This is a genomic window from Ruegeria sp. AWH4_226 (genome assembly GCF_056159225.1).
In genome coordinates, this window is the sequence record NZ_JBSWUU010000003.1 from 168,068 (window position 1) to 191,910 (window position 23,843).

19 protein-coding genes and 1 tRNA gene are annotated in these 23,843 nt (G+C 56.6%); 13 read left to right on the forward strand and 7 right to left on the reverse strand.

The window, feature by feature from the left end; translation table 11 throughout:
* Positions 1–24: 24 nt before the first annotated feature.
* The 3 genes from ACXAET_RS19210 to ACXAET_RS19220 form a co-directional block, all read right to left on the reverse strand.
* Positions 25–1,656: a bifunctional aspartate transaminase/aspartate 4-decarboxylase gene (locus ACXAET_RS19210; protein ID WP_475189006.1), complete on the reverse strand. Its 1,632-nt coding sequence runs from the start codon at positions 1,654–1,656 to the stop codon at positions 25–27.
* A gap of 118 nt (positions 1,657–1,774) precedes the next feature.
* Entirely contained in the window at positions 1,775–2,281 is a 507-nt protein-coding gene (locus ACXAET_RS19215; protein ID WP_475189008.1) for a hypothetical protein, read from the reverse strand.
* 408 nt (positions 2,282–2,689) lie between these two features.
* Positions 2,690–3,640 carry a GlxA family transcriptional regulator gene (locus ACXAET_RS19220; protein ID WP_475189010.1) on the reverse strand — a complete coding sequence of 317 codons (951 nt, stop codon included), beginning with the start codon at positions 3,638–3,640 and terminating at the stop codon, positions 2,690–2,692.
* 132 nt (positions 3,641–3,772) lie between these two features.
* Here ACXAET_RS19220 and ACXAET_RS19225 point away from each other — a divergent pair, with 132 nt between their 5' ends.
* The 4 genes from ACXAET_RS19225 to ACXAET_RS19240 are packed head-to-tail and all read left to right on the forward strand — an operon-like array spanning position 3,773 to position 8,245.
* Positions 3,773–4,483 (forward strand): GntR family transcriptional regulator, encoded by a 711-nt coding sequence (locus tag ACXAET_RS19225; RefSeq protein WP_475189012.1) that lies wholly within the window; start codon positions 3,773–3,775, stop codon positions 4,481–4,483.
* Positions 4,484–4,490: 7 nt separating this feature from the next.
* The gene (locus tag ACXAET_RS19230; RefSeq protein WP_475189013.1) at positions 4,491–5,408 is read left to right on the forward strand and encodes a dihydrodipicolinate synthase family protein; all 918 of its coding nucleotides are present in this window, start codon (positions 4,491–4,493) and stop codon (positions 5,406–5,408) included.
* A 3-nt stretch (positions 5,409–5,411) separates the two neighbouring features.
* Positions 5,412–6,908, forward strand: a complete 1,497-nt coding sequence (locus ACXAET_RS19235; protein ID WP_475189016.1) for an aldehyde dehydrogenase — start codon at positions 5,412–5,414, stop codon at positions 6,906–6,908.
* Entirely contained in the window at positions 6,905–8,245 is a 1,341-nt protein-coding gene (locus ACXAET_RS19240; RefSeq protein WP_475189019.1) for an NAD(P)/FAD-dependent oxidoreductase, read from the forward strand. The genes ACXAET_RS19235 and ACXAET_RS19240 overlap by 4 nt, the downstream gene beginning before the upstream one ends.
* Positions 8,246–8,331: 86 nt before the next feature.
* Here ACXAET_RS19240 and ACXAET_RS19245 read toward each other — a convergent pair whose 3' ends face one another.
* Positions 8,332–9,879, reverse strand: coding sequence for a trimethylamine methyltransferase family protein (locus ACXAET_RS19245; RefSeq protein ID WP_475189021.1), 1,548 nt, complete (start codon positions 9,877–9,879; stop codon positions 8,332–8,334).
* 212 nt (positions 9,880–10,091) lie between these two features.
* On the opposite strand from ACXAET_RS19245, the gene ACXAET_RS19250 reads away from it, so the two are divergent.
* The 6 genes from ACXAET_RS19250 to ACXAET_RS19275 all read left to right on the forward strand — a co-directional run bounded on the left by ACXAET_RS19250 (position 10,092) and on the right by ACXAET_RS19275 (position 15,373).
* On the forward strand, positions 10,092–10,997 hold the full coding sequence (locus ACXAET_RS19250) for a LysR substrate-binding domain-containing protein (protein ID WP_475189023.1): 906 nt from the start codon (positions 10,092–10,094) through the stop codon (positions 10,995–10,997).
* A gap of 99 nt (positions 10,998–11,096) precedes the next feature.
* Positions 11,097–12,272, forward strand: a complete 1,176-nt coding sequence (locus ACXAET_RS19255) for an aromatic ring-hydroxylating oxygenase subunit alpha (RefSeq protein ID WP_475189026.1) — start codon at positions 11,097–11,099, stop codon at positions 12,270–12,272.
* Between the two features lie 8 nt (positions 12,273–12,280).
* Complete coding sequence (locus tag ACXAET_RS19260; protein WP_475189028.1) at positions 12,281–12,520, forward strand: hypothetical protein; 240 nt, start codon at positions 12,281–12,283, stop codon at positions 12,518–12,520.
* A 245-nt stretch (positions 12,521–12,765) separates the two neighbouring features.
* Positions 12,766–14,238 carry a flavin-containing monooxygenase gene (locus tag ACXAET_RS19265; protein WP_475189030.1) on the forward strand — a complete coding sequence of 491 codons (1,473 nt, stop codon included), beginning with the start codon at positions 12,766–12,768 and terminating at the stop codon, positions 14,236–14,238.
* 1 nt (position 14,239) lies between these two features.
* Complete coding sequence (locus ACXAET_RS19270; protein WP_475189031.1) at positions 14,240–15,214, forward strand: alpha/beta fold hydrolase; 975 nt, start codon at positions 14,240–14,242, stop codon at positions 15,212–15,214.
* 82 nt (positions 15,215–15,296) lie between these two features.
* Positions 15,297–15,373 (forward strand) — tRNA-Met (locus ACXAET_RS19275).
* A 200-nt stretch (positions 15,374–15,573) separates the two neighbouring features.
* Here the strand turns inward: ACXAET_RS19275 and ACXAET_RS19280 are convergent.
* A complete protein-coding gene (locus tag ACXAET_RS19280; RefSeq protein ID WP_475189034.1) occupies positions 15,574–17,232 on the reverse strand; it encodes an adenylate/guanylate cyclase domain-containing protein in 1,659 nt (552 codons plus the stop codon).
* 173 nt (positions 17,233–17,405) lie between these two features.
* The gene (locus tag ACXAET_RS19285) at positions 17,406–19,166 is read right to left on the reverse strand and encodes an adenylate/guanylate cyclase domain-containing protein (RefSeq protein ID WP_475189036.1); all 1,761 of its coding nucleotides are present in this window, start codon (positions 19,164–19,166) and stop codon (positions 17,406–17,408) included.
* 334 nt (positions 19,167–19,500) lie between these two features.
* Between ACXAET_RS19285 and ACXAET_RS19290 the strand changes: the two genes are divergently transcribed.
* Positions 19,501–20,205 (forward strand): SDR family NAD(P)-dependent oxidoreductase, encoded by a 705-nt coding sequence (locus tag ACXAET_RS19290; RefSeq protein WP_475189039.1) that lies wholly within the window; start codon positions 19,501–19,503, stop codon positions 20,203–20,205.
* A gap of 598 nt (positions 20,206–20,803) precedes the next feature.
* Here the strand turns inward: ACXAET_RS19290 and ACXAET_RS19295 are convergent.
* The gene (locus ACXAET_RS19295; protein WP_475189041.1) at positions 20,804–21,676 is read right to left on the reverse strand and encodes a LysR substrate-binding domain-containing protein; all 873 of its coding nucleotides are present in this window, start codon (positions 21,674–21,676) and stop codon (positions 20,804–20,806) included.
* Between the two features lie 105 nt (positions 21,677–21,781).
* On the opposite strand from ACXAET_RS19295, the gene ACXAET_RS19300 reads away from it, so the two are divergent.
* Both ACXAET_RS19300 and ACXAET_RS19305 read left to right on the forward strand, forming a co-directional pair.
* Positions 21,782–22,897: a polyamine ABC transporter substrate-binding protein gene (locus ACXAET_RS19300; RefSeq protein ID WP_475189047.1), complete on the forward strand. Its 1,116-nt coding sequence runs from the start codon at positions 21,782–21,784 to the stop codon at positions 22,895–22,897.
* A 56-nt stretch (positions 22,898–22,953) separates the two neighbouring features.
* The gene (locus ACXAET_RS19305; protein ID WP_475189052.1) at positions 22,954–23,841 is read left to right on the forward strand and encodes an ABC transporter permease; all 888 of its coding nucleotides are present in this window, start codon (positions 22,954–22,956) and stop codon (positions 23,839–23,841) included.
* Positions 23,842–23,843 lie beyond the last annotated feature (2 nt).

Below are 23,843 nucleotides of genomic sequence, written 5' to 3' on the forward strand. Positions count from 1 at the left end.
AGCTCCCCTTCCATACCCGCCGGCCTAGCCGTGCAGAGGCAGCCCTTTCGAGGCGCGATAAGCCTGCACATACCCCACAGCAACCGCCCGAACCGCGCGGCCGATCTGGCGATAGGCGCTGTCATCCAGATTGGCGAAAGACACCCGCGCCGACCAGTTGGGCGCATCAAAACCCGATCCGTTCAACAACACGATCCCATGGTCCTGTGCCAGCTTGAACGAGATATCCAGCGGGTGCACATTCTCTTTGATCCACGCAACCACGTCTTCGCCTACGTATTTGCGCAACCAAAACTCAAAATCGATGATACCGTAATACTTGTCGAACAACGGATTGTCGGCCACTTCGATACCCAACCCATCGACCAGTTCATCGAAACGATGCTTGAGGATGCCCCAGCAGAACTTCTGATAGTCTTTTGCGTCGTCCATCAACTCGACCAGTGAAAACAGCGTCATCATCACCTGCTGTGGCACCGACAGACCTGCGGTGTGGTTCAGCGCTACATCGCGACTATCGGCGACGATCCGGTCGATGAACTTGAACGAGGATGGGTCCGGCGTTAGCGATGTGTACCGCGCATTGACCACAGCTTTGGTTTCATCAGGTGCCTCGGAAATCAACTTGTCGAAGATATTATCCTTGGCCACCAGAATTGCGCCCAAACGCCATCCAGTGCAGCCGAAATACTTGGAGTAGGAATAGACCCCAATCGTGTTCTCAGGCAGATGCCCCATCACCGACTGAAAGTTCGGAACGAAAGTGCCGTAGACATCATCGGTCAGGATGATCAGGTCAGGACGGCGGGTTTTTACGAACTCGACCAGACGGCTCATAACCTCGGGGCTGATCGCGACCGAGGACGGGTTGCCCGGGTTGACAAGGAACAAAGCCTTGACCTTGGGGTCGGCAAGCACTTTGAAATCATCGTCGTTCAACTGGAAATTGTCCTCTTCCGCAGAAGACACATCCACTGTGTTCAGGCCATAGTCTTCGAGTACCGGCATTTCCAAGTAGGGCGTGAAAATCGGCGTACCCAAAGCGATTGTGTCACCTGCATTCAGCAACCGCTGGTTCTTGAGTGCTTTAAAGATGTAACACATCGCGGCGGTTCCGCCCTCTACCGTGTAGATGTCGAAGCTTGCATCGGGCCGGTGGCCCGCGCACATAGCCCACATCACGTATTCATGGACGATGGCTTCGGTGTGTTTCAAACAGCGGTCCGGCATCGGGTAGTGGTCACCGATAACACCGTCGGTCAGTTCAAGGACAAAATCGTCCGGCGTGAACCCGAATTTTTGTACCGCAAAATCTACCACAGCGGCCAAGCTTTCGGCTCCCGGAGGGCCGTTGTTTTCAATCGCGTTGGCGCAATACGCCTTTAACCGGTCATAGCAGCCCGGTCCTTGCGGCATTCCGGCCAAACCAACCCGAGGTTCGTTGCGATGGCGCTGCGCTTCGGTCATTGCGAACTGACCCAAAAGGAAAAACGCCTCACGCGCCTTGGTGGCGATCCAGTTGGGGTTACCGCGACCCGCATTCAGATACGGCAGCGCCATCTGGTGCGATTCTTTCTGCGCCAGCTTGATGAGTTCGTCTTTTATCTGGAAGGGGCTCAGGTGTTCGAATTTATGAAGGTCAAGTGTTTCTGACATGGTATCAAACCCTTGCTTTAAAACAATCTGAATAACTCAAACTGATCGTAAGCAAGGATTTGCATGTGTGTAAACTGTGCGGTTTGTGTCGGATGGAAACAACATCCCTTAAGCGCGATCAATTGATCCGTGTCGACGCCGCCAACGCACCGGTGAGTGCGGTCCGAAGCTCTTGCGGGAAATCCCGGCCCTTTTCGTAAAGCCCGGCAGCTACCCAGCCAACTGCGTGGCCCCGGCTTCCTATATCATTGACCCGGGCAACGGTTGGAGAGGTGCGCTCGGTACTCACCAAAGCCATCGAGCGCTCGATCTCAGTTTCAGTCAGCACCATTTTCACCGCACTGAAGATATCAACGGAAACCTGCAGTGTCTGATGTTCAAGCCGGTGTTTTGCATCCGTCAGCAAGCGGGTGCAAAAGGCGGAAAGGAAATACCAGCGGAAAATGGAGAATACGCGGTCCTGCACCTCACCCTGCACGGTTTCACTGCACTTCGCGTCCTGAGACACTTGTTGGAATGCGGCCTCAGCAGCTTTGGATGCCCGACAGATTTGCTGCTCGCGCTTGGCAATCGAAATCACGCGTGGTGCATACTGCACTGCGGCTTCGTGAGATTCCAAATTCATGTATGTCCTCCAGTGAATACTTCTGATGAGGACATGGAAACTCTTAAAACAATTCGGTTACGAGTTAATGCCATTTTTTGCTGAAATCGTTCCTTTGTTGGCTAAATAAAACTGACACAATCGACGGTTTAACGCAAACATAAGCAGCCCGAAAACCTCAAAATCCGATTGAGCGAGGCTGCGCTACACACCTCGAAATGCGGCACGCGATGCGTTTTCGACCCAAAGATTCTTATATCTGACACGTTGTTGTAATAGTTGTGCCTTTTTCGCTGACTACAAGAGATTAATCCTGCTGATCAGTTTACGAGTTTCAAATTAACGAGGGGGTACGAGCGGGACAAGGGGGTGAGCGCCTGACAGGTCAGACTTGCCTACGGACAGCGCAGCTCCCCCCGCCGCCTTTCATCAGTCTATTTTGCTTTTCTGCCCGTGCGGCGTGACGCCAAAGCTGGATCTGTAAACGCGCGAGAAATGACCGGGGCTTTCAAACCCGCAGGCCATGGCGACTTCGGTCACCGAAGCCTCGGTCTGCAAAAGCAGTTTCTGGGCACGCTCAAGGCGCAACTCCATAAGATACTTTTTAGGCGAGGTGTTTAGGTATTTGCCGAATAACCGTTCCAGTTGCCGCGTCGATATTCCGATGTCTTCGGCAATCTGCGACGGTGAAACGGGCGATTCTATACTGTCTCGCATAATGTAGATCGCCTTGGCCAAGTGGGCATTTCGCATACCGTTTCGCGACTGCAGCGACACCCGCTGCTTGGCGGTGGCATTGCGCACCGCGTTGTAAACCATCTGGTCGGCAACTGCGACGGCCAATTCTTCATCGTGATCCTGCCCGATCAGGTGTAGCATCAGGTCCGCTGTCGCGGTGCCACCCGACGCCGTGATGTGTTTTTCATCGGCCACAAAAACGCTGCGGACCAAATTTACCTCGGGGAAGGCCTCCATAAAAGCGTCATGATATTCCCAATGGATCGCGGCCTGCATCCCGTCCAGAAATCCGGCTTCTGCCAGTATCCAGGCACCGGAACACAATGCGCCAATGGGCGTTCCCCGTGCACGCTCCCGTCGCAGCGCAGCCAGCAACGGGCGCGAGACGTGACTGCGCATGTGGATACCAGACAGCACGAACATCTGGTCGGTTTTGGATAAGTTGCCCAGGCCACCATGAACGAGGGTGACTGACCCGTTCGAACACACAGCCTGTTCGCCATGTTCCGATAGGAACGTCCAGTCATACAGATCTTTGCCGCTGACGAGATTGGCGATCCGCAGCGGCTCAACCGCGCAAGAAAAGGCGAGGTGCGAGAATTCCTCGATCAGGATGAAAGTGATGTGGCGCGGCTTGCGCATGGAATGTCCCATTCAGCTTGGCGTAGTCGACAGCCTATGCTGCACGATTCTTTTTTGTATACAAATTGTATTTTTTTAGAATACAACAAACCGCGATGAGTGCGACTCGAATTTGTGGAAAAGGGATAGAGGATGAAAGATGACACAAAATCCCGCAAAGATGCGCTTCGGGATCACCTGCGAGAGTCGATCCTGACCTTACGTCTACAACCCGGCACCGATCTGGATGAGGTCTATCTTTCGGATGCATTCGGACTGTCGCGAACTCCTTTGCGCGAAGTGTTCCGCCAAATGGCGGGCGAAGGCTATCTGGACTTGCGCACCAATCGCAGCGCGCGGGTGTCGGAGATGTCCCACACTACGCTGCGCGATTTCTTTCTGGCCGCACCTATGATCTATGGCGCAATTTTGCGGCTGGCCACGCAGAACGCCACACGTGCGCAGATCGACGACCTGAAAGATGCGCAACAGGTTTTCAAGGACGCCTTACGCTCGGGGTCGGGTGAGGATCGCGCACTAGCCAACAACAGGTTCCACGATGTGACCGGAGAGATGTCGGGGAATGTCTACCTTTTGCCCTCGTTCAACCGGCTGCTGATCGATCACGCGCGGATCGGGATGACCTTTTACCGGCCCCAAACGGCGAAGATGCCCGATAACTTGTCCGAAGCCAGTCGCCAGCACGACGCCATCATCGCCGCCATCGAGGCGGGCGATGAGGCGGCTGCTGCGCAGCTGGCCGAGGATCACTGGAACCTGTCGCGCGATCAAATCGAATTGTTCGTGATGCCGGCTGCGCTGGACGTCCCGTTGGGCGCCGCACCTAATTTAAAACCTGCATGAGGATCGCATGAACCCGGTTTTCAGATTTGAGGGGATATACACCCCGGTCGTCACACCCTATCACGCAGATGGCAGCGTGAATTGGGACGCTCTGGCTCAGGTGATCGAATACCTGGTCGAAAGTGGCGTGCACGGCCTGATCTCGGGCGGCTCTACCGGCGAGAACTATGCTCAGACCGTTGGCGAACGGCTAGAACTCGCGCGGTTTACGTTCAAGCAACTGAAACGCAGGTTGCCGCTGGTCGTGGGCACCGGCGCTATGCTGACGCAGGACTCGATTACGCTGGCCTCTGGCGCGCGCGAAATTGATGCGGATGCGATTTTGCTGGCCAGCCCACCTTACTCAGTACCAACCGACCGTGAAAACGCCCTGAACGCGCTGGCGATCGACAAAGCCGCCGATCTGCCGGTGATGCTGTACAATTATCCGCACCGTACCGGCACGATGATGGGCACGGAATTTCTGGACCGCGTGGGCCGCAGCCGGAACTTCTGCGGCATCAAGGAAAGTTCGGGGGATATCAACCGGGTGCATCTGCTGGCGCGGGATTATCCACACATCCAGCTGGGCTGCGGCATGGATGACCAGGCGCTCGAGTTCTTTGCCTGGGGCGCGCCGTTCTGGGTTTGTGGCGGGTCGAACTTCCTGCCCGCCGAACACGTGGCGCTATATCAGGCTTGCGTTGTCGAAGGCAATTTCGCCAAGGGCCGGCGGATCATGAGCGCAATGATGCCGCTGATGCGGGTGCTGGAACAGGGTGGCAAGTTCATTCAGACCATCAAGCATGGCGTCACCATGAACGGGATCGACGCAGGGGCAATGCGACCTCCGCTGAAAGGCCTGAACAAGGATGACAAGCGCGCGCTGGAGCAGGTGACCCGCGTGCTGAAGAAGACAATCGCTGACATTGTGGCGGAGGAGTAAGGTATGGAATTGCTGACACGGGACGAATACAAATCCATCGCCACAGATCTGACCCTGCCTACAGGCGCATTTATAGACGGGGCGTTCCGTCCGGCGATTTCGGGTCAGACGTTTGAAACGGTAAACCCTGCGACAGGTGCCAAGCTGGCTGATATCGTGGCCTGCGACGCGACCGATGTGGATTTTGCTGTCGAAAAGGCGCGCGAAGCTTTTGAGGATGGCCGCTGGAGCAAGCTGCATCCCTCTGACCGTAAAGACGTTCTGATCCGGTTGTGCAAACTGATGACCCGCAACGCGCGCGAACTGGCGGTGATTGAGAGCATCGACAGTGGCAAGACCATCTATGACTGCGAAACCGTGGATGTGCCCGAGGCGATTCACTGCCTGAAATGGCATGCCGAGGCGATCGACAAGATCTACGATCAGGTGTCGCCTGCCAGCGACGATCACATCGCCATGGTCGTACGTGAGCCGATTGGTGTTGTTGGTCTGGTGCTGCCTTGGAACTTTCCCTTGTTGATGCTGGCGTGGAAGATCGGGCCCGCGCTGGCCGCTGGCTGTTCAGTGATAGTGAAACCCGCGGCTGAAACCACTTTGACGGCCCTGCGACTGGCCGAGCTGGCGATGGAGGCCGGGTTGCCGCGCGGAGTATTAAACATCGTTCCTGGCAGTGGTGCAGAAGTTGGGGAACCCATTGGGCGGCATATGGATATCGACATGGTGTCCTTTACCGGCTCGACCCTCACCGGCAAGCGTTTCCTGACCTATTCTGCCGAAAGCAACGCAAAGGAAGTGGTGCTTGAAATGGGGGGCAAGAACCCCGCCATTGTCATGGATGATGCCGAAAACCTGGATCGCGTGGCGGCGCATGTGGTTAACGGTGCATTCTGGAACATGGGCGAGAACTGTTCAGCCTCATCCCGTTTGATTGTGCACAAGGATGTGAAGAACGCGCTGCTGAAACGCATCGCGCATCACGCGAAACAATGGAACACCGGCGACCCCCTTGATCCAGCTACGCGTATGGGCGCGCTGGTCAGCGAGGGGCATTTCAACAAGGTCTGCGGCTATCTGGATCAAGCCGAGAACGTGGTTTTTGGCGGCAAGGCAGAGAATGGCTTTGTCGAGGCCACTGTGGTCGAAGTTTCAGACAACGATGCCACCCTGGCGCGGGAAGAGATTTTCGGACCTGTCCTGTCAGTGATCGAGGTCTCGAGCTTTGACGAAGCCATTAAGATAGCCAATGACACCGAATATGGCCTATGTGCGTCGATCTTCACCGCCAATGTCAAACGCGCCATTCGCGGCGCGCGGTCCATCCGGGCGGGCACCGTGACGGTGAACAGCTTTGGCGAAGGGGACATCACCACGCCCTTCGGCGGCTATAAACAGTCCGGCTTTGGCGGGCGGGATAACTCCGTTCACGCCCATGACCAGTACACGCAACTGAAAACAATCTGGATAGATCTGGCTGATGACGCCGATGAGGCCGTCGATTGAGACAACACAAGGCCAGACGTCTGCCTCGGCAGACTGGCCCGGCGGGATGGAATGTAATCCTGCCGCCGCAGATCGCTTTGCCTGAACTGACCGAGGATCACTCCGCTGATGTCACGATTATCGGTGGCGGGTTTGCCGGTCTGTCTGCCGCCAGACGGTTGGCGCAATTGGATGCAAGTCTAAAAATTACACTGTTAGAGGCCGGAAGGTTCGCCGAAGGATCGGCAGGGCGCAATTCGGGCTTCATGATCGACCTGCCTCATGATCTGTCATCCGCCAATTACGCGGGGGCGGGGCTGGATGCTGACCGCGCCGCGATAGCGCTGAACCGACAGGCTATTGCGTTTGCCTCAGGGGTTGCAGCCGATTGCGAGCTGCCGCAAGAGATGTTCGACCCCTGCGGCAAGTTTAATGCAGCCGCAACCAAGTCAGGCGACCAACACAACCGCGATTTCGCCAAACATCTTGAGCGGCTCGGCGAGCCTTTTTCACTTTACGACCAGCAACAGATGCATGAAATCACCGGCAGCCCGCATTATACTTCGGGGCTTTATGCGCCGGGTACTGTGATGATGCAGCCCGCTGCGTATGTCCGGGCGCTTTCGGCGCGGCTCGCAGGAGTTGCGGGCATTTATGAAAACTCACCCGTCACCGGATTTGAGAAACAGGCCGGTGGCTGGATCGTTGAGACGCCCAAAGCCAGGATAGCGACCGGACGCATCATTCTGGCCAATAACGGCCATATTGAAAGTTTTGGGTTTTACCAGCACCGGCTGATCCACATCTGCCTGTACGCTTCAATCACCGAGCCGCTGACACCAAAGCAGATCAAGACGCTGGGCGGCCAGACCCGATGGGCGGTGACGCCTGCCGATCCTATGGGCACATCGGTACGACGGATTTCTGGCAGCTATGGGGACCGCATCCTGATCCGAACATGTTCAAGCTTTCACCCCTCTATCGAGACCAGCCAAACGCGCCTGCGCAAAGCGGGTTTGGTGCATGACCGCAAGTTTCGCGAACGCTTCCCGCATCTGCCGGACGTGCAGGCCCAGCATCGATGGGCAGGTATGTTGTGCCTCAGCCGCAATGGTTCTGCCGCGTTTGGGGAATTGGACACCGGCCTTTACGCCGCTTGCTGCCAGAATGGGCTGGGCATCGCGCGCGGCACTCTGCAGGGTATAGGGATTGCCGAACTGTTGACACAGGGCGGGTCACAGATTGCCGATCACTTTTTGGCGCAACCAATGCCACCTCGGCTTCCGCCCGAGCCCTTTGCGTCACTGGGCGCAAACGCCTATCTGGCCTGGAAAGAGTGGCGCTCGGGCAAAGAATAACTCTGGATTCGAACGGCTATGTTGGCACCGTGGACAGGTTGATTTGACCAATGCGTTCTTGGCAACCTCCGCGGTGGGAAATGCGCTCAGTAGCTCTGGTTCAGCTCATCAGCGGCCGGAATTTCCTGCTCTCGTCGGGCGATATAGTCAAGCAGCGCTTCATTCTTGGCTTCGTCCAGCTTGGGCTCTTCATACTCGGCCAACAGGGTCTTGGCGCGGTTCAAGGCGCGTTCGGTAATCTCGACCTCACCCTCAGCCGTCCATTGTTCGATCGAGTTGTTGTCGAACAGCTCAGGCATGAAAAATGCTTCTTGGAAGTTATCCTGCGTATGCGGATGACCTAAGTAGTGTCCGCCTGGACCAACATCGGATACCGCCGCAATGGCTTGGTCGAAGTCATGCCATTTTGGCCCCTCAGCCATGCGGTAAGCCATGGCGCATTGCTCGGCGTCGACAATGAACTTGGCAACTGAACAGTGCATCCCGGCTTCGTTCCAACCCGCGCTGTGCCAAATATAGTTGGCCCCGGCATGGATCACTGCCTGCAACGTCGTGGCGGATTCATATCCAGCCTGCGCGTCAAAGGTCTTGGCCCCACCCAGCGTGTTCGAGGTACGCCACGGCACGTCATAATACCGTGCCATCTGGCCGATCATAAAGTTCATCAGGCTGATTTCAGGCGTCCCGGCCATCGGCGCACCTGATTTCATCGACACAGTCGAAAGATAGTGACCATAGATCGCCGGTGCGCCCTTGCGGATCACTTGCGTATAGGCCAGTGCGCTCAGCGCCTCGGCATTCAGCTGCGCCACGGTGGCTGGAACGGAGGCCGGTGTATTTGCCCCGCCGAGCACAAAGGGTGAGCACAGCACCGGTTGATTTCGGCGACAGAAGGCACGCATCGCGCCCAGCATGGTTTCATCCCAGACTAGCGGAGAGTTCCCGTTGCAGTTCCCCGTTGTAACGGGATGATCCTCAAGGAACTGCTCTCCGAACAAGATGGCGCACATATCCATCACGTCTTCGGCGTTCTTGGGGCTGGTTGTCATGCCCATGAACGTTTTGTCCGAATGTTTCATGGAAGAATAAGTAATGCGCAGGTGCCGCTGGCTGATCGGGTGATCATAGGGTTCCACGATGTGATGGGCACTGGAATGCAGTGCGGGCATCATGTGGCTGAGCTTGTGGAACATCGCCAGATCGTCCAGCGTCGGGTTCCGGCGCATGTCGTCTAGATCGCGCAGAAAGGGGGCGCCGGTCATTGGCACAAAGATCGAATGCTTGCCGCCCAGCCGGACGTTCTTGTTTGGATCGCGGGCGTGATAGGTGAAATCGGACGGGATCGTGGCGATTAACTCTCGCACAAGATCACGATCAAGATAGACAAGCTCGCCGTCAACTTTTGCACCCGCTCTCTTCCAGTCTTGCAGCGCGATGGGATCGCGGAACTGAACGCCCACGTTTTCGAGTATATGCATTGACGCAGCGTCGATGCGTTCCACTTGCGCGCCGTCCATCACCTCACACAGGGGGATGCCTCTGGTCAGGCCTGGCAGCATCTTGAAGTTCGGCGCAGTTCTCATGGCTCTGCGGGCCGAGCGTCCACCCGCGCGGCTTGGGGTTCGGATGTTCATGGGGCAATTCTCCAATCCTGGTGCCGAGAATGGCGCATTCACGTCCGTTTCACCTGACGGATTGCGATCTCTGCTTGCAGAAAGCGACACGCAGGCAGAATCAGGATGAAAAATGCACCCTTCGCGCAACCGCTTCTGGCATTTGCTCACGAAACCTCTGATAATCGGGTGAAGAGAACTCAACCGAAGTTATACAGCGAGACCAGGCCACCATGTCCAGGCGCCACTATAATCTGCCGCCATTGACGACGTTGGCCGCGTTCGAAGCCGCCGCCCGGCACCTGAGCTTCAAGAACGCCGCCGATGAGCTTTCGGTCACACCCGGCGCGGTCAGTCATCAGATCAAAGCGCTTGAGGGCGATCTGGACACCACGCTGTTTCAACGCAGGCACCGCGGTGTCGATCTGACCGAAGATGGACAGGCACTGTACGAGGCGCTGTCATCCTCATTCGGGCGTATCTCAATAGTGTTGGCCACGATCCGCAACAGGAAATCGGGGGGCAAGGTGACCGTCGGGTCGACTACGGCGGTGGCAGCGCTGTGGCTGTCCCCGGCCGTGATCCGGTTCTGGCGCGAGATGCCGGATGTAAACGTGGATCAGCTGTCACAGGACCGTCCGTTTCGCGATCGACAGGACATGGATTTCTTTATTCGATACGGGCGTGATTCCGATCCAAACCTATCGCATACGCCCCTGTTTCGCGATCACCTTATCCCGGTCGCCAGCCCAGAGGTCGCAAAGCGGCTGGCAGGCGCCAGCCTTGCCGCGCTGGCGGCGGAACGTCTGATCCATCTGGACTCGGAAGACCGCACCTGGACCACATGGCCGGACTGGTTTCGCCAACTGGGCCATGAAGGTACGATTGCGACCGGACCCCGGGTGAACAGCTATTCTGTCGCCCTGCAACTTGCCCGCAAGGGGGCCGGGCTTGCGCTGGGGTGGCAACGGCTGATTCAGCCGATGCTGCACTCCGGCAAGCTGGTGTCGATCGCGCCGCATCAGTTAACCGCGCCGAACCAATTCTACCTGGTTGGCCGCCCGGATGAAGACCTGTCAGACAACGCCCGCGCGTTGAAAAACTGGATCCTTCAAGAGGTCCACGATGGCTCGGTTTAGTTCAACTCATCCGTCGATGAGGATTTCTGATATTGATCGAACACCATCCGATCCGTCAGTAGGAAAAGACTGCATCCAGCAACCGATCAGGAGAGCCCGATGAACAAGCACAGCGCGCTGTCATCCGTTCTGGCCGATGTGACCGTCGCGAACGGTCTCCCGAATGAGCATTACACTGACCCGGCAATCTTCGCCGAAGAAAGGCAATCCGTCCTTTTTGCCAACTGGTCCGGGATCGGCTTTGGCAAGGATGTGCCCGAGGAAGGCGACGCCAAGCCAGTGGATTTTCTTGGTATGCCCCTGTTGATCGTGCGTGACCGGGATGGAGAAATCGGCGTCTTTCAGAACACTTGCCGCCACCGCGGCATGATCCTTGTAGATACACCCCGCAAAATCGGCGGCGCAATCCGCTGCCCCTATCATAGCTGGTGTTACAGCCTGAAAGGTGAGCTGCGCGCCACACCGCATGTCGGCGGCCCCGGTCAGAACAAGCATCCAGACGTGAAGCGCGATGATCTCGGTCTGGTGCGCGTTCGCTCCCATGTCTGGCGCGACGTGATCTTTGTCAACGTGGACGGCACTGCACCCGCGTTTGAAGATGCCCATGGCGCGCTGCTGGAGCGCTGGAAAGAATTCGAACAACCCGTGCATCACGGTGGTGAGACGTCGTCATTCAAGCTGGAGGTTAAAACCAACTGGAAACTGGCGGTCGAGAATTACTGCGAAAGCTACCACTTGCCCTGGGTGCATCCCGGCCTGAACAGCTATTCCCGGCTTGAGGATCACTATAACATTGAGGCGCGCGGGCATTATTCCGGTCAGGGCACGCTGGTCTATCGTCAACTGACCAATCAGGACGGCGCGACCTTTCCTGACTTTGAAGGGCTGAGCGACAAGTGGAACGAAGGCGCGGAATATGTGGCGCTTTACCCCAACGTCCTGCTGGGCGTGCAGCGCGACCACAGCTTTGCCATCGTGCTCGAGCCCGTGGACCAGGAAAACACCTTTGAGCATATCGAGCTCTACTACGCCAAAAGTATCGCGGACACGCCCGAGCATGACGGGCTTCGTGCATCGAACGCGCAGCTGTGGAAGACCGTGTTCGAAGAGGATGTCTTTGTTGTCGAAGGCATGCAGAAAGGCCGCCACGGAGTGCTGTTCGATGGCGGACGCTTTTCTCCGGCGATGGATGGGCCGACGCATAACTTCCATCACTGGGTTGCAACCCAGATCGAAAACGGCCGCGCGGAAAAAGGGGTTGGCCTTTCCCGATGAAAGACCTGATGGACACAGACGAACTGGATCGCCTGTTGATTGAGGCCCATGATCGCAAAGATCACACGGCGTTGATCCGATACTACACTGCGGCGGCGGATGCGCGCGAGGCAGTGCAAGATATCGACGCGGCATGTTTCTATCTGACACATGCCTTTGTTTTTGCACTAGAATCCGGGGGCCCTGAGGCTTGCTCGCTGAACGCCCGGTTGGTCGCCTACGACCGGGCCCATCCGTTACAGTTTTGAACAAGATGCCGTCGTCCACCTGCACAATACAAACTCTTGCCGGTTCCCTGAGACCACACCGACACGGACATACAGCGCGAGACGAGAAGCGATAGGTCTGCGTGCGCGCTGAACGCGGTCCGTTGGTAATCTTTTCCGTGACGCAGGTGCCAAACCGCGCCTGACCCTACGAGACGCTGTTCACGCGCCCGTTCGGCTTTATAGTCTGAGGCGGCACTTGGCGTCACTTTGGGAGGTGCGCGCGCATGGAACATAAAACGGAGATGCTGATCGTCGGCGCCGGGTTCTCGGGCCTCACGATGGCAATCGAGGCCCGCAAACGCGGCATCGGCGAAATCGCCATACTCGAAAAGGCGGGAGACATCGGCGGCACGTGGCGTGAAAATACCTATCCCGGCGTGGCCTGCGATATCCCATCTCATCTGTATTCGATGGCCACCCACCTGAATCCTGACTGGAGCCGCGCTTATGCCGGTGGGTCGGAAATTCAGGCTTATCTGCAAAAGGTCTGTCGGGACGAAGGGCTTTATGACCTCTGCCATTTTCACCAACAACTCAAGTCTGCCCGATGGGACGGCGACCGCTGGCAGGTGGAAACAGAGGACGGGCAACGCTGGTCAGCACGGTTTCTCGTTTCAGCCATTGGCGCGTTGCACTTTCCAAGCATACCGGCGATCCCTGGCGCCGACAGCTTCCCCGGTCCCAAATTCCACTCGGCCGAATGGGATCACGAAACGAACCTTTCGGGCAAACGCGTCGCGGTCGTCGGCACAGGTGCTTCTGCTGTGCAGTTCGTACCCGAAATCGCGAAAACGGCGGCGCATGTCACTATATTCCAACGCTCTGCGCCATATGTTCTGCCGCGTCCGGATGGCCCGATTGCGCCTTGGGTGCGATCGCTTTACCGGCGCATCCCTGCCCTGCCCCGTCTTCGACGCAAACTGATCTACATGATCTTCGAATACCGACATCGCGTTTTCCGCGGTGAAGAGCGGATGGTGAACTTCGCCATGAAGATGTGGCGCAAGGGTCTGGAGAGTGCGATTACCGACCCCGACGAACGCAAGCGCCTTACCCCTGATTACCGGATCGGCTGCAAACGTATCCTCAGTTCGAATGATTGGTATCCGGCCCTTGCGCGGGACAACGTGACAGTGATCCCGCATGGGGTCGCTTCGATCAAAGGCAATCAGATCATAGCGTCTGACGATAGCCGAACAAAGGCGGATGTTTTGATCTGGGGCACTGGCTTTCACGTAACCGACGTGGTCGAGCGATTGAACATCACCGGATCCGATGGCCTGACCCTGCGCGATGCATGGGCTGACGGGATGCAAGCCAACCTGGGCACTGCCATCGCGGGATTTCCAAACTTTTTCATGCTGTTGGGGCCGCATACCGGGCTGGGTCATAACTCGGTCGTGCTGATGATCGAAGCACAGGTTCGACACATTGGTCGCGTACTGGATCAGATGCAGTGCGATGGTTTGCAGGTTATTACGCCCGACCCCACCAAACAGGCCGCCTTCACCCAAGAGATGCAGGACCGGCACGCTGACAGCGTTTGGCAAGCGGGTGGGTGCACCTCCTGGTATCAGGATGCCAAAGGCCGCAACACAACGCTTTGGCCGGGCACCGTATCCGAGTATGAAAAGCGTATGGCCCAAGCCGGGCTGGAACACTATCACCCTGCCCCTTCCCAAGGCGGAGACCGCTGAGATGACCACTTTGCTGATTATCGTCCTGCTGATCGTTGCGTTCTTGGTTGGCATGAACCTATGGACCCGAAAGCTGACCGCCCAAGGATGTACACGCGTACCGCAGCTTGGCGACATCACACCGGTAGAGGGCGGCAGCATCCATTATGTGGAACGCGGCCATCCGTCGAAACAGACTATCGTGATGATCCACGGGTTAACCGGGCAGTTGCAACATTTCACATATGCGCTGGTGGATATGCTAGCAGGTGACTATCACGTCATCGCACTCGACCGGCCGGGCTGTGGCTATTCGACCCGCGACAGGGCAGATCTGGGCCGTCTGCCTGAACAGGCGCGCATGATACAGGAGTTTCTGGATACCAAAGGTGTTAGCGACGCGGTTCTGGTGGGCCATTCCCTTGGTGGTGCAGTGTCTTTGGCCATGGCGTTGGATCACCCGGAAAAGACCAAGGCGCTGGCCCTTCTGGCCCCCCTGACACACAAGCTATCTGCCACCCCGCAGGTGTTCAAACCGATGGAGATGCGTTCCGAATGGCTCAGAAAACTGATCGGTAACACGGTAGCCGTGCCGCTTGCCGCCAAAACCGCGCATCACGCCCTAAGCACGGTTTTCGCCCCTGAACCTGCGCCCGAGGATTTTTTGGATCGCGCGGGTGGCGCGCTTGGTCTGCGGCCGTCGGCCTTTGTCACCGGCTCGCAAGATGTTGTCGGTGTTGATGACAGTATCGCAGCACAAGCGGACCGATATGGTGAGTTATCCGTGCCCGGCGGTATTCTCTACGGTGCGCAGGATGCGATCCTTTCACCGGACACACATGGTGAACCAATGACCCGGTTCGGCCTGACCAACGATCAGATCGACGGAGCTGGCCACATGATCCTGATCACAAAGCCCGACGCCTGCGCCGCCTTTATCCGCCGGATTGCAGACGCCAGTCAAACCGATCAATCAACACCGTCCGGAAACACGTGACCGAGGTGGAAAAGAATCCAACAATGACCATGTTTTCCTCTTGACCCTATCAAGCCCCTCGCTTAAATCGCCTCTCACTCATGGCGGAGTAGCTCAGTTGGTTAGAGCAGCGGAATCATAATCCGCGTGTCGGGGGTTCAAGTCCCTCCTCCGCTACCAAATCCCACCACTTAAGATTTCTGATTCGACAGAAAGACATACGTGCCGGTTAAGCTCGACGGGTGTCGCATTGTACGCAGACTCCCGATGGAAGTCCTAATTTCGAACAAGAAATGAAAAGACTTTTCATCGATCGACACTCATTGCTTGCGCTCCAAAACAACAGAAATGTCAAACCAGGTCGTGTGTTCATTCTTGAACTAACGCCCCGCCGAAATCGGTGCAGTCGGAAGACCGATGGCCTCTCGAACATCATTAGGGAAGTTGACATTCTGTGCGAGGATATCGGCCCGTTCTGGCGTGCATCTTGCCGTTTCCAACACTTTTTTGGCCTCTTGGTTGCGGCTCAATTCGTTTAAAATCCATGCCTGTACAAGCCAGTAATGCCGACAATCAGGACGCAATTCGGTCGCGTCTGAAATAGTTACAAGCGCTGTCTGTGGCTCTCCCGCCATCATTTGCGCGATCGCAAGCAGATAGAGGCGAAATGGCAAAAACGGATCATCTGCGGACCGTTCAACGGCGTCGGTGAGAGATTTCGCAGCGGTTTTCCAGTTGCCCGCAACCAACTCTGTGACGCCACAGGCTTCCATTCCAAGGACATAACCGGGGTTCAGTTGCCTGATGCGATCGATATCTTTCCGCGCTCCCTCAACATCATCACAAAGCCGCGCCCGAACATGTGCCCGGACATACCAGGAATAGTCGGAACGCGGTGAGGCTTGTACGGCCTTGTTCGAAAATCTGACGATCTTTTCGCGCAGGGCCGCGTCGGCTTCGCAAAAGCGCGCTTCCAGAGTGAATAATTGGCCTTCGCTCCACATGGCAAGCGCGGACCCGTTTTGGGGATCAAGGCTAAGCGCACGTTCCAGCAAGTCGAGGGCGTGACGATAGTCGGCAACAGTGGCGCGATAAAACAGCATTGCGGCGCGTGCCCGCAGTTCGCTGGCGCTTAGTTGATCATCCGGAATTTCGGCGAGGCGATCCCCGTCAAACGCATTTATCTGCAAGCGAAGGGCGTCTGACAGTTGCTCGGCGGCCCTGTCCGTCAAAACAAACAGATCGTGAGCCTCGCCTAGAAACACACGCGACCAAACCACCTCCCCGTCACTCAGCCGGGTTAGACTTGCTGTAATTTTCGCCTCGGTATCGCGGCAGCGAAGTCTGCACCTCAGGCTGTAGGTGGCTTCGGTATCGGTCAAGGAATCGGCCGCAAGCACCCGTACACCTGTGCGGCGCGACAAGTTATGGACCAACTGTTCCTGCAAGTCAGCGCTGACTTCCAGCGTTTCCTGCGTTTCAGGCGCACTCGATACCCGCTCAACAGCAATCGCAGGGACGTCGAATTGCCCGAGTTTTGGTTTGATCACCGGTCGCCATTGAAATCCGTTGACGGGATAAGACAGGTTTTTCAGCTCGAAAGTACCGGCGTCGCCAAAATCCTTTGCAAGACGGGTGTCCAACTGCCGCTTGAGATCTTCTGAGATCATTACACCGCCGGGCGGCGCCTCAGTCTGCAAACGTGCGGCAAGGTTGATACCGGCACCGTAGACATCGGCCTCGTCCTCCACAATTTCCCCGAGATGTACGGCCACCCTCAACTGAATCTTTTCATGATCAGCCAATGCTTCTTGTACCGCCTGAGCGGTCTCGACAGCCTCGGTGACTGACTGAAACGAGATGATCCAACCGTCGCCCATCCGCTTGAGGATCCTGCCCCCCCGCCGTTCGGCCTCGGGCTCCAACCAGCGTTCCCGCAGTTCGCGGATCAATGCGATCGTACCGGGCTGGTCCATATCCATGGCAGCTGAATATTCTACCATGTCGGCCATCAGAATTACGGCTAGGCGGCGTTCCATGATTTTGACACTAGGCCAGCCTATACGCGTTGTCATCTTTGGAAAGCAACCGCTCCGGGCTTCGTCAAGACATCTGAGGATTTCGATCAGATGTCTGCAAATCCGCTTGAGCGGTTACATGCGATAAGGACTGATCTTGAAATCCGATCCCCGCAAATGCGCAAAACGGGTCTTCAACACCACCCGGTGATTTTATTGCGCCGAAAACCGGCAAACAAAATGTCATTGCGTTTTTGATCTTCGTATGGCTGCCAATCCCTCTGTCGTTCAACAAAGCCCGGCGAAATTTCGTTACATTTATAAAGATCCGCACGTGCCTCGTCCGCCTTATCAAGAGCAGCAAAGCACAACGCGCGCCGGAACAGGAACACGGGGTTTGAGGGGTATACCGTGACCGCCCGATTACTCCACTCAAGCGCGTCGAGATGTTGACCCGCGATGAGGTTGATGCGTGCAATAGCCCAGAAATAGAACGCACGATCCGGTTCGCGCGGAGATAAGGCCAAGGCGCGACGAAGCTGTTCGGCCGCCTCCAACCCTTTGGAGGGGTCGACAAGTTCGCGCCGGTTGTAAAGAGCAATTTTCGCACGCGTGAAAAAGGGATTCAGCCGAATGGCGTGCTCAAGCTCTTTCAAGCTGGCATCGTTCTCTCCGCGCCAGACATGGGCTGTCGACATGCTATAATGCGCAAACGGTGAAGCGTCGGAATAGGTCACTGCTTTCCTCGCCGCATCGTAACCTTTGCTGAGCAGCGGCGCGGACCTTTGGGATCCACTGAACCCATATTCCTTGAGATAAGCCCAAGCCAGCGCGGCCCATGCCTCGCCATATTCCGGCTCAAGTTCGATCGCTTTGAGGAATTCCCTCTGCGCTTGCTTCAGGTCTTGCCCTTGTACCTTCCTAAAAAACGACATACCGCGAAGGTAGTGCTCCCAGGCACTCAGGTTTTCAGGACGTTTGTCACGTACCCGATTAATTTCCCCCTCGACCAGTTCTGTGTCCAAAGCCGTTACAACGCGTTGCGTGATGTCATCCTGTATCTCGAACACGTCTTCAAAGGCGCGGTCGTATTTTTCCGACCACAGCGAATGCCCCGTCTGTCCTTCCACAAGCTCCACAAGAACCCGCACCCGAGACCCGGCCCGCCGCACACTGCCCTTCACAATGTATCTTGCGCCAAGAAGACGGGATACATTCTCAACACTCAATGTGGGGTCCACGTTCAGACTGGATGCTGCTGCTACGACGGGAAGCCGCGCCATATGTTGCAGGGCCGAAATGACGTCCTCGGCCAAACCCTCAGCAAAAAACGACTGCTCAGGATCTGACGAACGGTTGGTGAAGGGCAGGACCGCAACAGTGGGCAAGATAAACTTTTTTTCCCGCGGCAATTCAATGCCGGCATGCTGAGATCGCCATCGCCAAACGGCAATCGGACGAGCGATATTCTTGACCTTGTGCTGACCATCGTCGGTCAGCACCTGTTGCTGGTCAAACGGTAAGGTTTGCGCAAAGCTCTTTGACAGCGCAATACCGCCCGGTTCAGCAAGGCTCTCTAATCGAGCGGCCAGATTGACGCCATCGCCAAGGATGTCTTCGCCCTCGACAATTACGTCCCCCAGATGAGCACCAATCCGCAATACGATCCTGCGGTTCTTCGGGATATGCAGGGCCGCGTCCAGTGTTTTGTCCTGAATTTCTATAGCAGCACGCAACGCAGGTTCCGCGCTTTCAAATTCCGCAAGGAACCCGTCGCCCATAGTTTTGACCAAGCGGCCGTTGTGCATATCCAATGCCGGACGAACGATTTCATCCCGCACTCGCTGAACAGCCCTTATGGCACCAATTTCATCCTCTTCGACAAGACGGGAATAGCCGACAACGTCCATTGCAAGAATAGACGAGAATCGTCTCTGATCGATTGGATTCTGCATTAGACAGCAAGTTTCCAAGATAGGTCGCCACTAACTTAAATGGTCTGATTATAGCTTTAAACAACCCGTTTATCTATTCGTGTCCTCCGACTGAACGAGGGGCACAATGCTGCCCTTGGCCGTTCAGCGCCGACACGATTCACCATCGACGTCGCGACCTCATTTTCAAAACAGGCTGGGCGCAACCATCTGACTGTTCCGGCTGAACAACCGGGCGCAACAGTTACCTGAACGTCGACGTCCGGATTGTGGATAGTGCTGCTGATGGGCGGTCAGAATGCGCAAACCTGTGGTATGGTAGCAGTTGGGTGAATGAAATCCTGGGGGGCTAGCTATGGGAAACAGACTCTGCGCAATCATCGGTTTTGGTCCTGGTTTGGGTACTGCCTATGCCGAGGTGTTTCGAGATGCAGGTTACAATCTGGCGCTCATAAGCAGGTCGGGTGCCAGCTTGGGTGAGAATGACACATCCGAGTTGAAGATACAGGCCGTCGCCGCCGACGCTGGAAATCCAGAAAGCCTGAAAAAGGCACTGCAGGCTGTCGAGGCCGAACTTGGACCCATCGACCTTGTTATCTACAACGCCGACCTCGCGCAATTCGGGCCTCTCGAAGAGATTTCAGAGCTTCAATTCGAACAAAGCTGGCGGGTTGGTGCGCTTGGGCTCTTCACCACCGCCAAGTATCTCAGTCCCAAAATGGTTGAGCGAGGATCAGGCACAATCATCGTTTCAGGGGCGACAGCAGCGCATCGCGGAAACGTCTGGACCACAGCATTCGCCCCATCAAAGGGGGCTCAACGTATTCTGGCCAATGCGTTGGCCAAGCAACTTGGGCCAAAGGGGATTCACGTATCATACATGGTGATTGATGGCGTGATCGACACCAACGACACGCGCACGAACTTTGCGCCCAATGAACCGGACGAATTCTTCATGAACCCTCAGCGCATTGCCGAAGCGGCGTTGATGCTTGCCCGACAAGACAAATCGGCCTGGACGTTTGAGCTCGACCTAAGGCCATTCGGAGAGAAGTGGTAGACGTGTCGCTGGGATCAGCACAAAGCAACGTTGGGTCACCTCAATCGCTTATCGTTTCGGCCTTCATCCCAAGCCGGGTTAACCATTTCCGATCAAATAAATGGCAAATTGTTTGCCTTTGACAGAGAGTTTATCCGCAAACCGGTCCGTTATGTGTTTTCTCGCCCGGATCAAACGACAGAGCCAACCCGGCAAACGGGATGGCCGGACCACTTGGTAGAACGCCATCAACCTTGTGAAGACGACGCGATAGAAGCTGCTGGTACCGAAACTGGGCAGCTTTTTTTAGGAAGTCTCGTTCTAATCGAGCATCACCAACCAACGGATTAAACTGTCGGCCTGTGGACACCCAACGAACGTAGCGTTCGTCCCAAACCAGCCGGTGCCCGGGGCCCGACCCAATCGCCGCCCTACCCGGCAACAAACGAACATGTTTACCGGGCGACGTTGGCTATCGCGAATAGCAGGCTGTTACGCTCGTCCTTTAAGACGGCCCGCCTTAACAAAAACAAGGTACTGGATGTCCCTGCTACTCTGGTGGAACAACTTGGTCTATGGCGTTCCGAATGAGTCGCTTCCATCCGTCAGACGTTTTGGCTCAGTTCTGTTGGGCGGCTTGCCTGACCCAATCGGCGAAAATCTTAACACCCTTCTTGTTACGCGACAGAGGATTGAGCACGAGGCTGTAGGCAAACCCGCGCAGCTCAGGACCGGGGATTTGCCGATAGCGGCCAGATTGCAGACCTTCATCAACAAGTGCGCTGCTGGACAAAAGCAGCCCCAGCCCCTGATCCAGCGCGTTAAAGGCGGAACTTTCATCGCTAAAGCGGGTTATCTTGTCTGACGGGAAAGGTTCAGCGGCTTCCTTGAACCAATCTTCCCAGGTCGGGCCGCACATTTCCGCATTTCGCCAACGAAATCCCAGCAGACGACAGTCCTGTAAGCAGGTATTCGGGCGATCGGCTAGACCTACAGGAATGAAGCGATCCCAGAACAAGACTTCAGCCTCCTCACTAGCGGTGGCTTGAGGACCGTATCGGATCGCTAGGTCCAGCCGGTCAGCCCGCAAGTCCAGAACGTTATCATCGGTTTCAACTTCGACTCTGACCTCGCCATGCTTGTCGAAAAAATCTGCCAGATGCGGAACGAGCCAGCGTTCAGCAAAGGCATGTGTGGTCGTGACCCGGACCAGCGATTGCTCGACGTCTTTGTCGAGCATTGCGAACGCCTCACCCAAGGTATCAAACGCCATCTGTAGCTTGGGAAACAAATCCTGACCAGCGGGGGTCAGGGCAATCTGACGCGGGCGACGCTCGACCAGTTGGAACCCAAGATAAGCCTCCAGATGCCTGATCTGGTGGCTTATAGCAGTTGCTGTGACGCCGAGTTCTTCTCCTGCGTCAGCAAAGCTAAGCCTGCGCGCCACCGCCTCGAAGGCGCGAATTGCATTGAGTGGCGGTAGTTTACGCATGGTTTCTCCCGCTTGCGCAAAAATATCTCAGCACGGCCTGACGAATGGTCATTTGTTTTTTCGCTTCCGCTTTCTGAGACTTGCGAGATGAAAAGGGAGGACGAAATGACACACGATATTATCACGACACGACGTCGGTTGATCAAGGGGGGGCTTGCTGCCGCGGCAGTGCTGGCCAGCCCGACCGTTCTGCGCGCACAGGGTCGACGCGAGTTGTCGATGCTCACATGGGCGGGCCATGCCGACCCCGATGTGATCGGCGCGTTTGAAGAAGCGCATAATGTTCGCATCCGCGCCAAAGAGTATGTCGGCGGCGACCAGATGCTGGCGCAAATTGCACAGTCTCCGACGGGGACATACGACGTGATCCTGGCGGATGCGGAATATGTGGTGCAATTGCAGCAGGCGGGCTTCATCGAGCCGCTGGCCGCCGAGGACTATCCTTTTGACGACTTCTTTCCGGAGTTCCAGAATTTCCGCGGCCACTGGTTCGACAGCCAACCCTATGCGGTCTTCCTGCGGTTCGGTTTCCTTGGGCTATCCCATAACCGCGCCGCGATGAGCGAAGCAGAAGCCCGCAGTTACCGCAGCATGTGGGATTCTCAGCATGAGGGGCGGATCGGCCATTTCGATTGGCATCTGCCCAACCTGGGCGCGTTGAGCCTTCTCAATGGCAACGCGGCGCCGTTTGACCTTGACGAACAACATTGGGCGGAACTGACCGATACGATGATGTCGCTCCGGCCGCAGGTACGCGGATTCTATGACTATGGCGGAATGCTGTCAGCGCTGCGCTCAGGTGAGGTTGCCGCGATCCCCGGTATCGGCGACTGGATCACCGGCGTCTTGGCCCGCGATGGCGCCGATGTCACCACGACCATCCCCGAAGAAGGCGGCCTGCAATGGACCGAGTCGCTGTCGATCGGCGCAGGCTCTAAAAATCAGGATCTGGCCCGGACCTTCATACAATACATGATGTCCCCAGAAGGACAGGTAAAAACCGCCACGCTCAAGGCCTATCCGGCCATGATTCCCACAAAGGCGGGCTGGACCCGGTTGAACGATGAACAACCAGGTGAGGCACAGCGCCAGAACATGGTGTTGAACGGGCCGAACGCGTTGGATGAAATCCGCGCGGGGCGTATCCGTCTGCGGGAACTTCCGGTGCAGCAATCGCTGGAAACCTGGAATGACGCCTGGACGCGTTACAAGAACGCCTGATGCCGGTTCGGTCCCGGCACCGAAGCCGGGGCCGCTGCCCTATCGGAGATACCGACATGACTTACCCTGCACTCCCGGCCCGTTCTTCGGTGCGCCGGTATCACTCCCTGTTCCAACGCGCTTGGCAGGCCCTGTGGGTGCTGCCGCTACCCGTATGGCTGCTTTTGTTTTTTGCAGTGCCGCTTGGCCTGCTGGTGGCGATTTCCTTCTGGTCGGTGGTAAACTACCGGCTGACACCGGACGCGACATTGTCAGCATGGCGCTACGTTCTGGGTCTCGACTTCCTCTGGGCCAGCTTCTGGCGCAGCTACGGGCTGTCACTGTCCAGCGCGGTCGCGATTTCGCTATTGGCCTTTCCGGCATCCTACGCGATGGCCTTTGTTGCCACTCCGCGCCAGCGACTGATCCTCTTGGGTTTTGCGATTGCACCGTTTTTTACCAGCTATCTTGTCCGTATCTATTCCTGGCAGGTGTTCCTTGCCGAAGGCGGCGTGATCTCTTCCATTGTTCAGGCGTTTGGTGGCACCGGGGAAAGTCTTCTCAACACCTATTTCGCATTGTTTATTGGCCATGCGACGCTGGCCTTGCCTGTCGTGCTCATCCTGCAAACCATTGCCCTTGCCAATGTTGACCGGACCGAAATCTCTGCTGCGGCCAACCTTGGTGCGCGACCGGGCGCGATCCTGTTCCGCGTCATTCTGCCGGCTGCCCGGCCCGGTCTGACACTGGGACTGCTGTTTGCCTTTCTGCTGTCATATGCGGAATTCGTCAGCGCAGCCTACCTTGGCGGCGGCACTTTCCAGACACTGCCGATCCTCGTGACGGACCTTGTTCGGGCCGGTCAGCAATGGCCACGTGCTGCTGTTGTATCGCTGCTGATGATCGCCAGCCTGCTGGCCACCGCCTTCGTAACCGTCCTCTGGGCGTACCGCGAGAAAGGATAAGA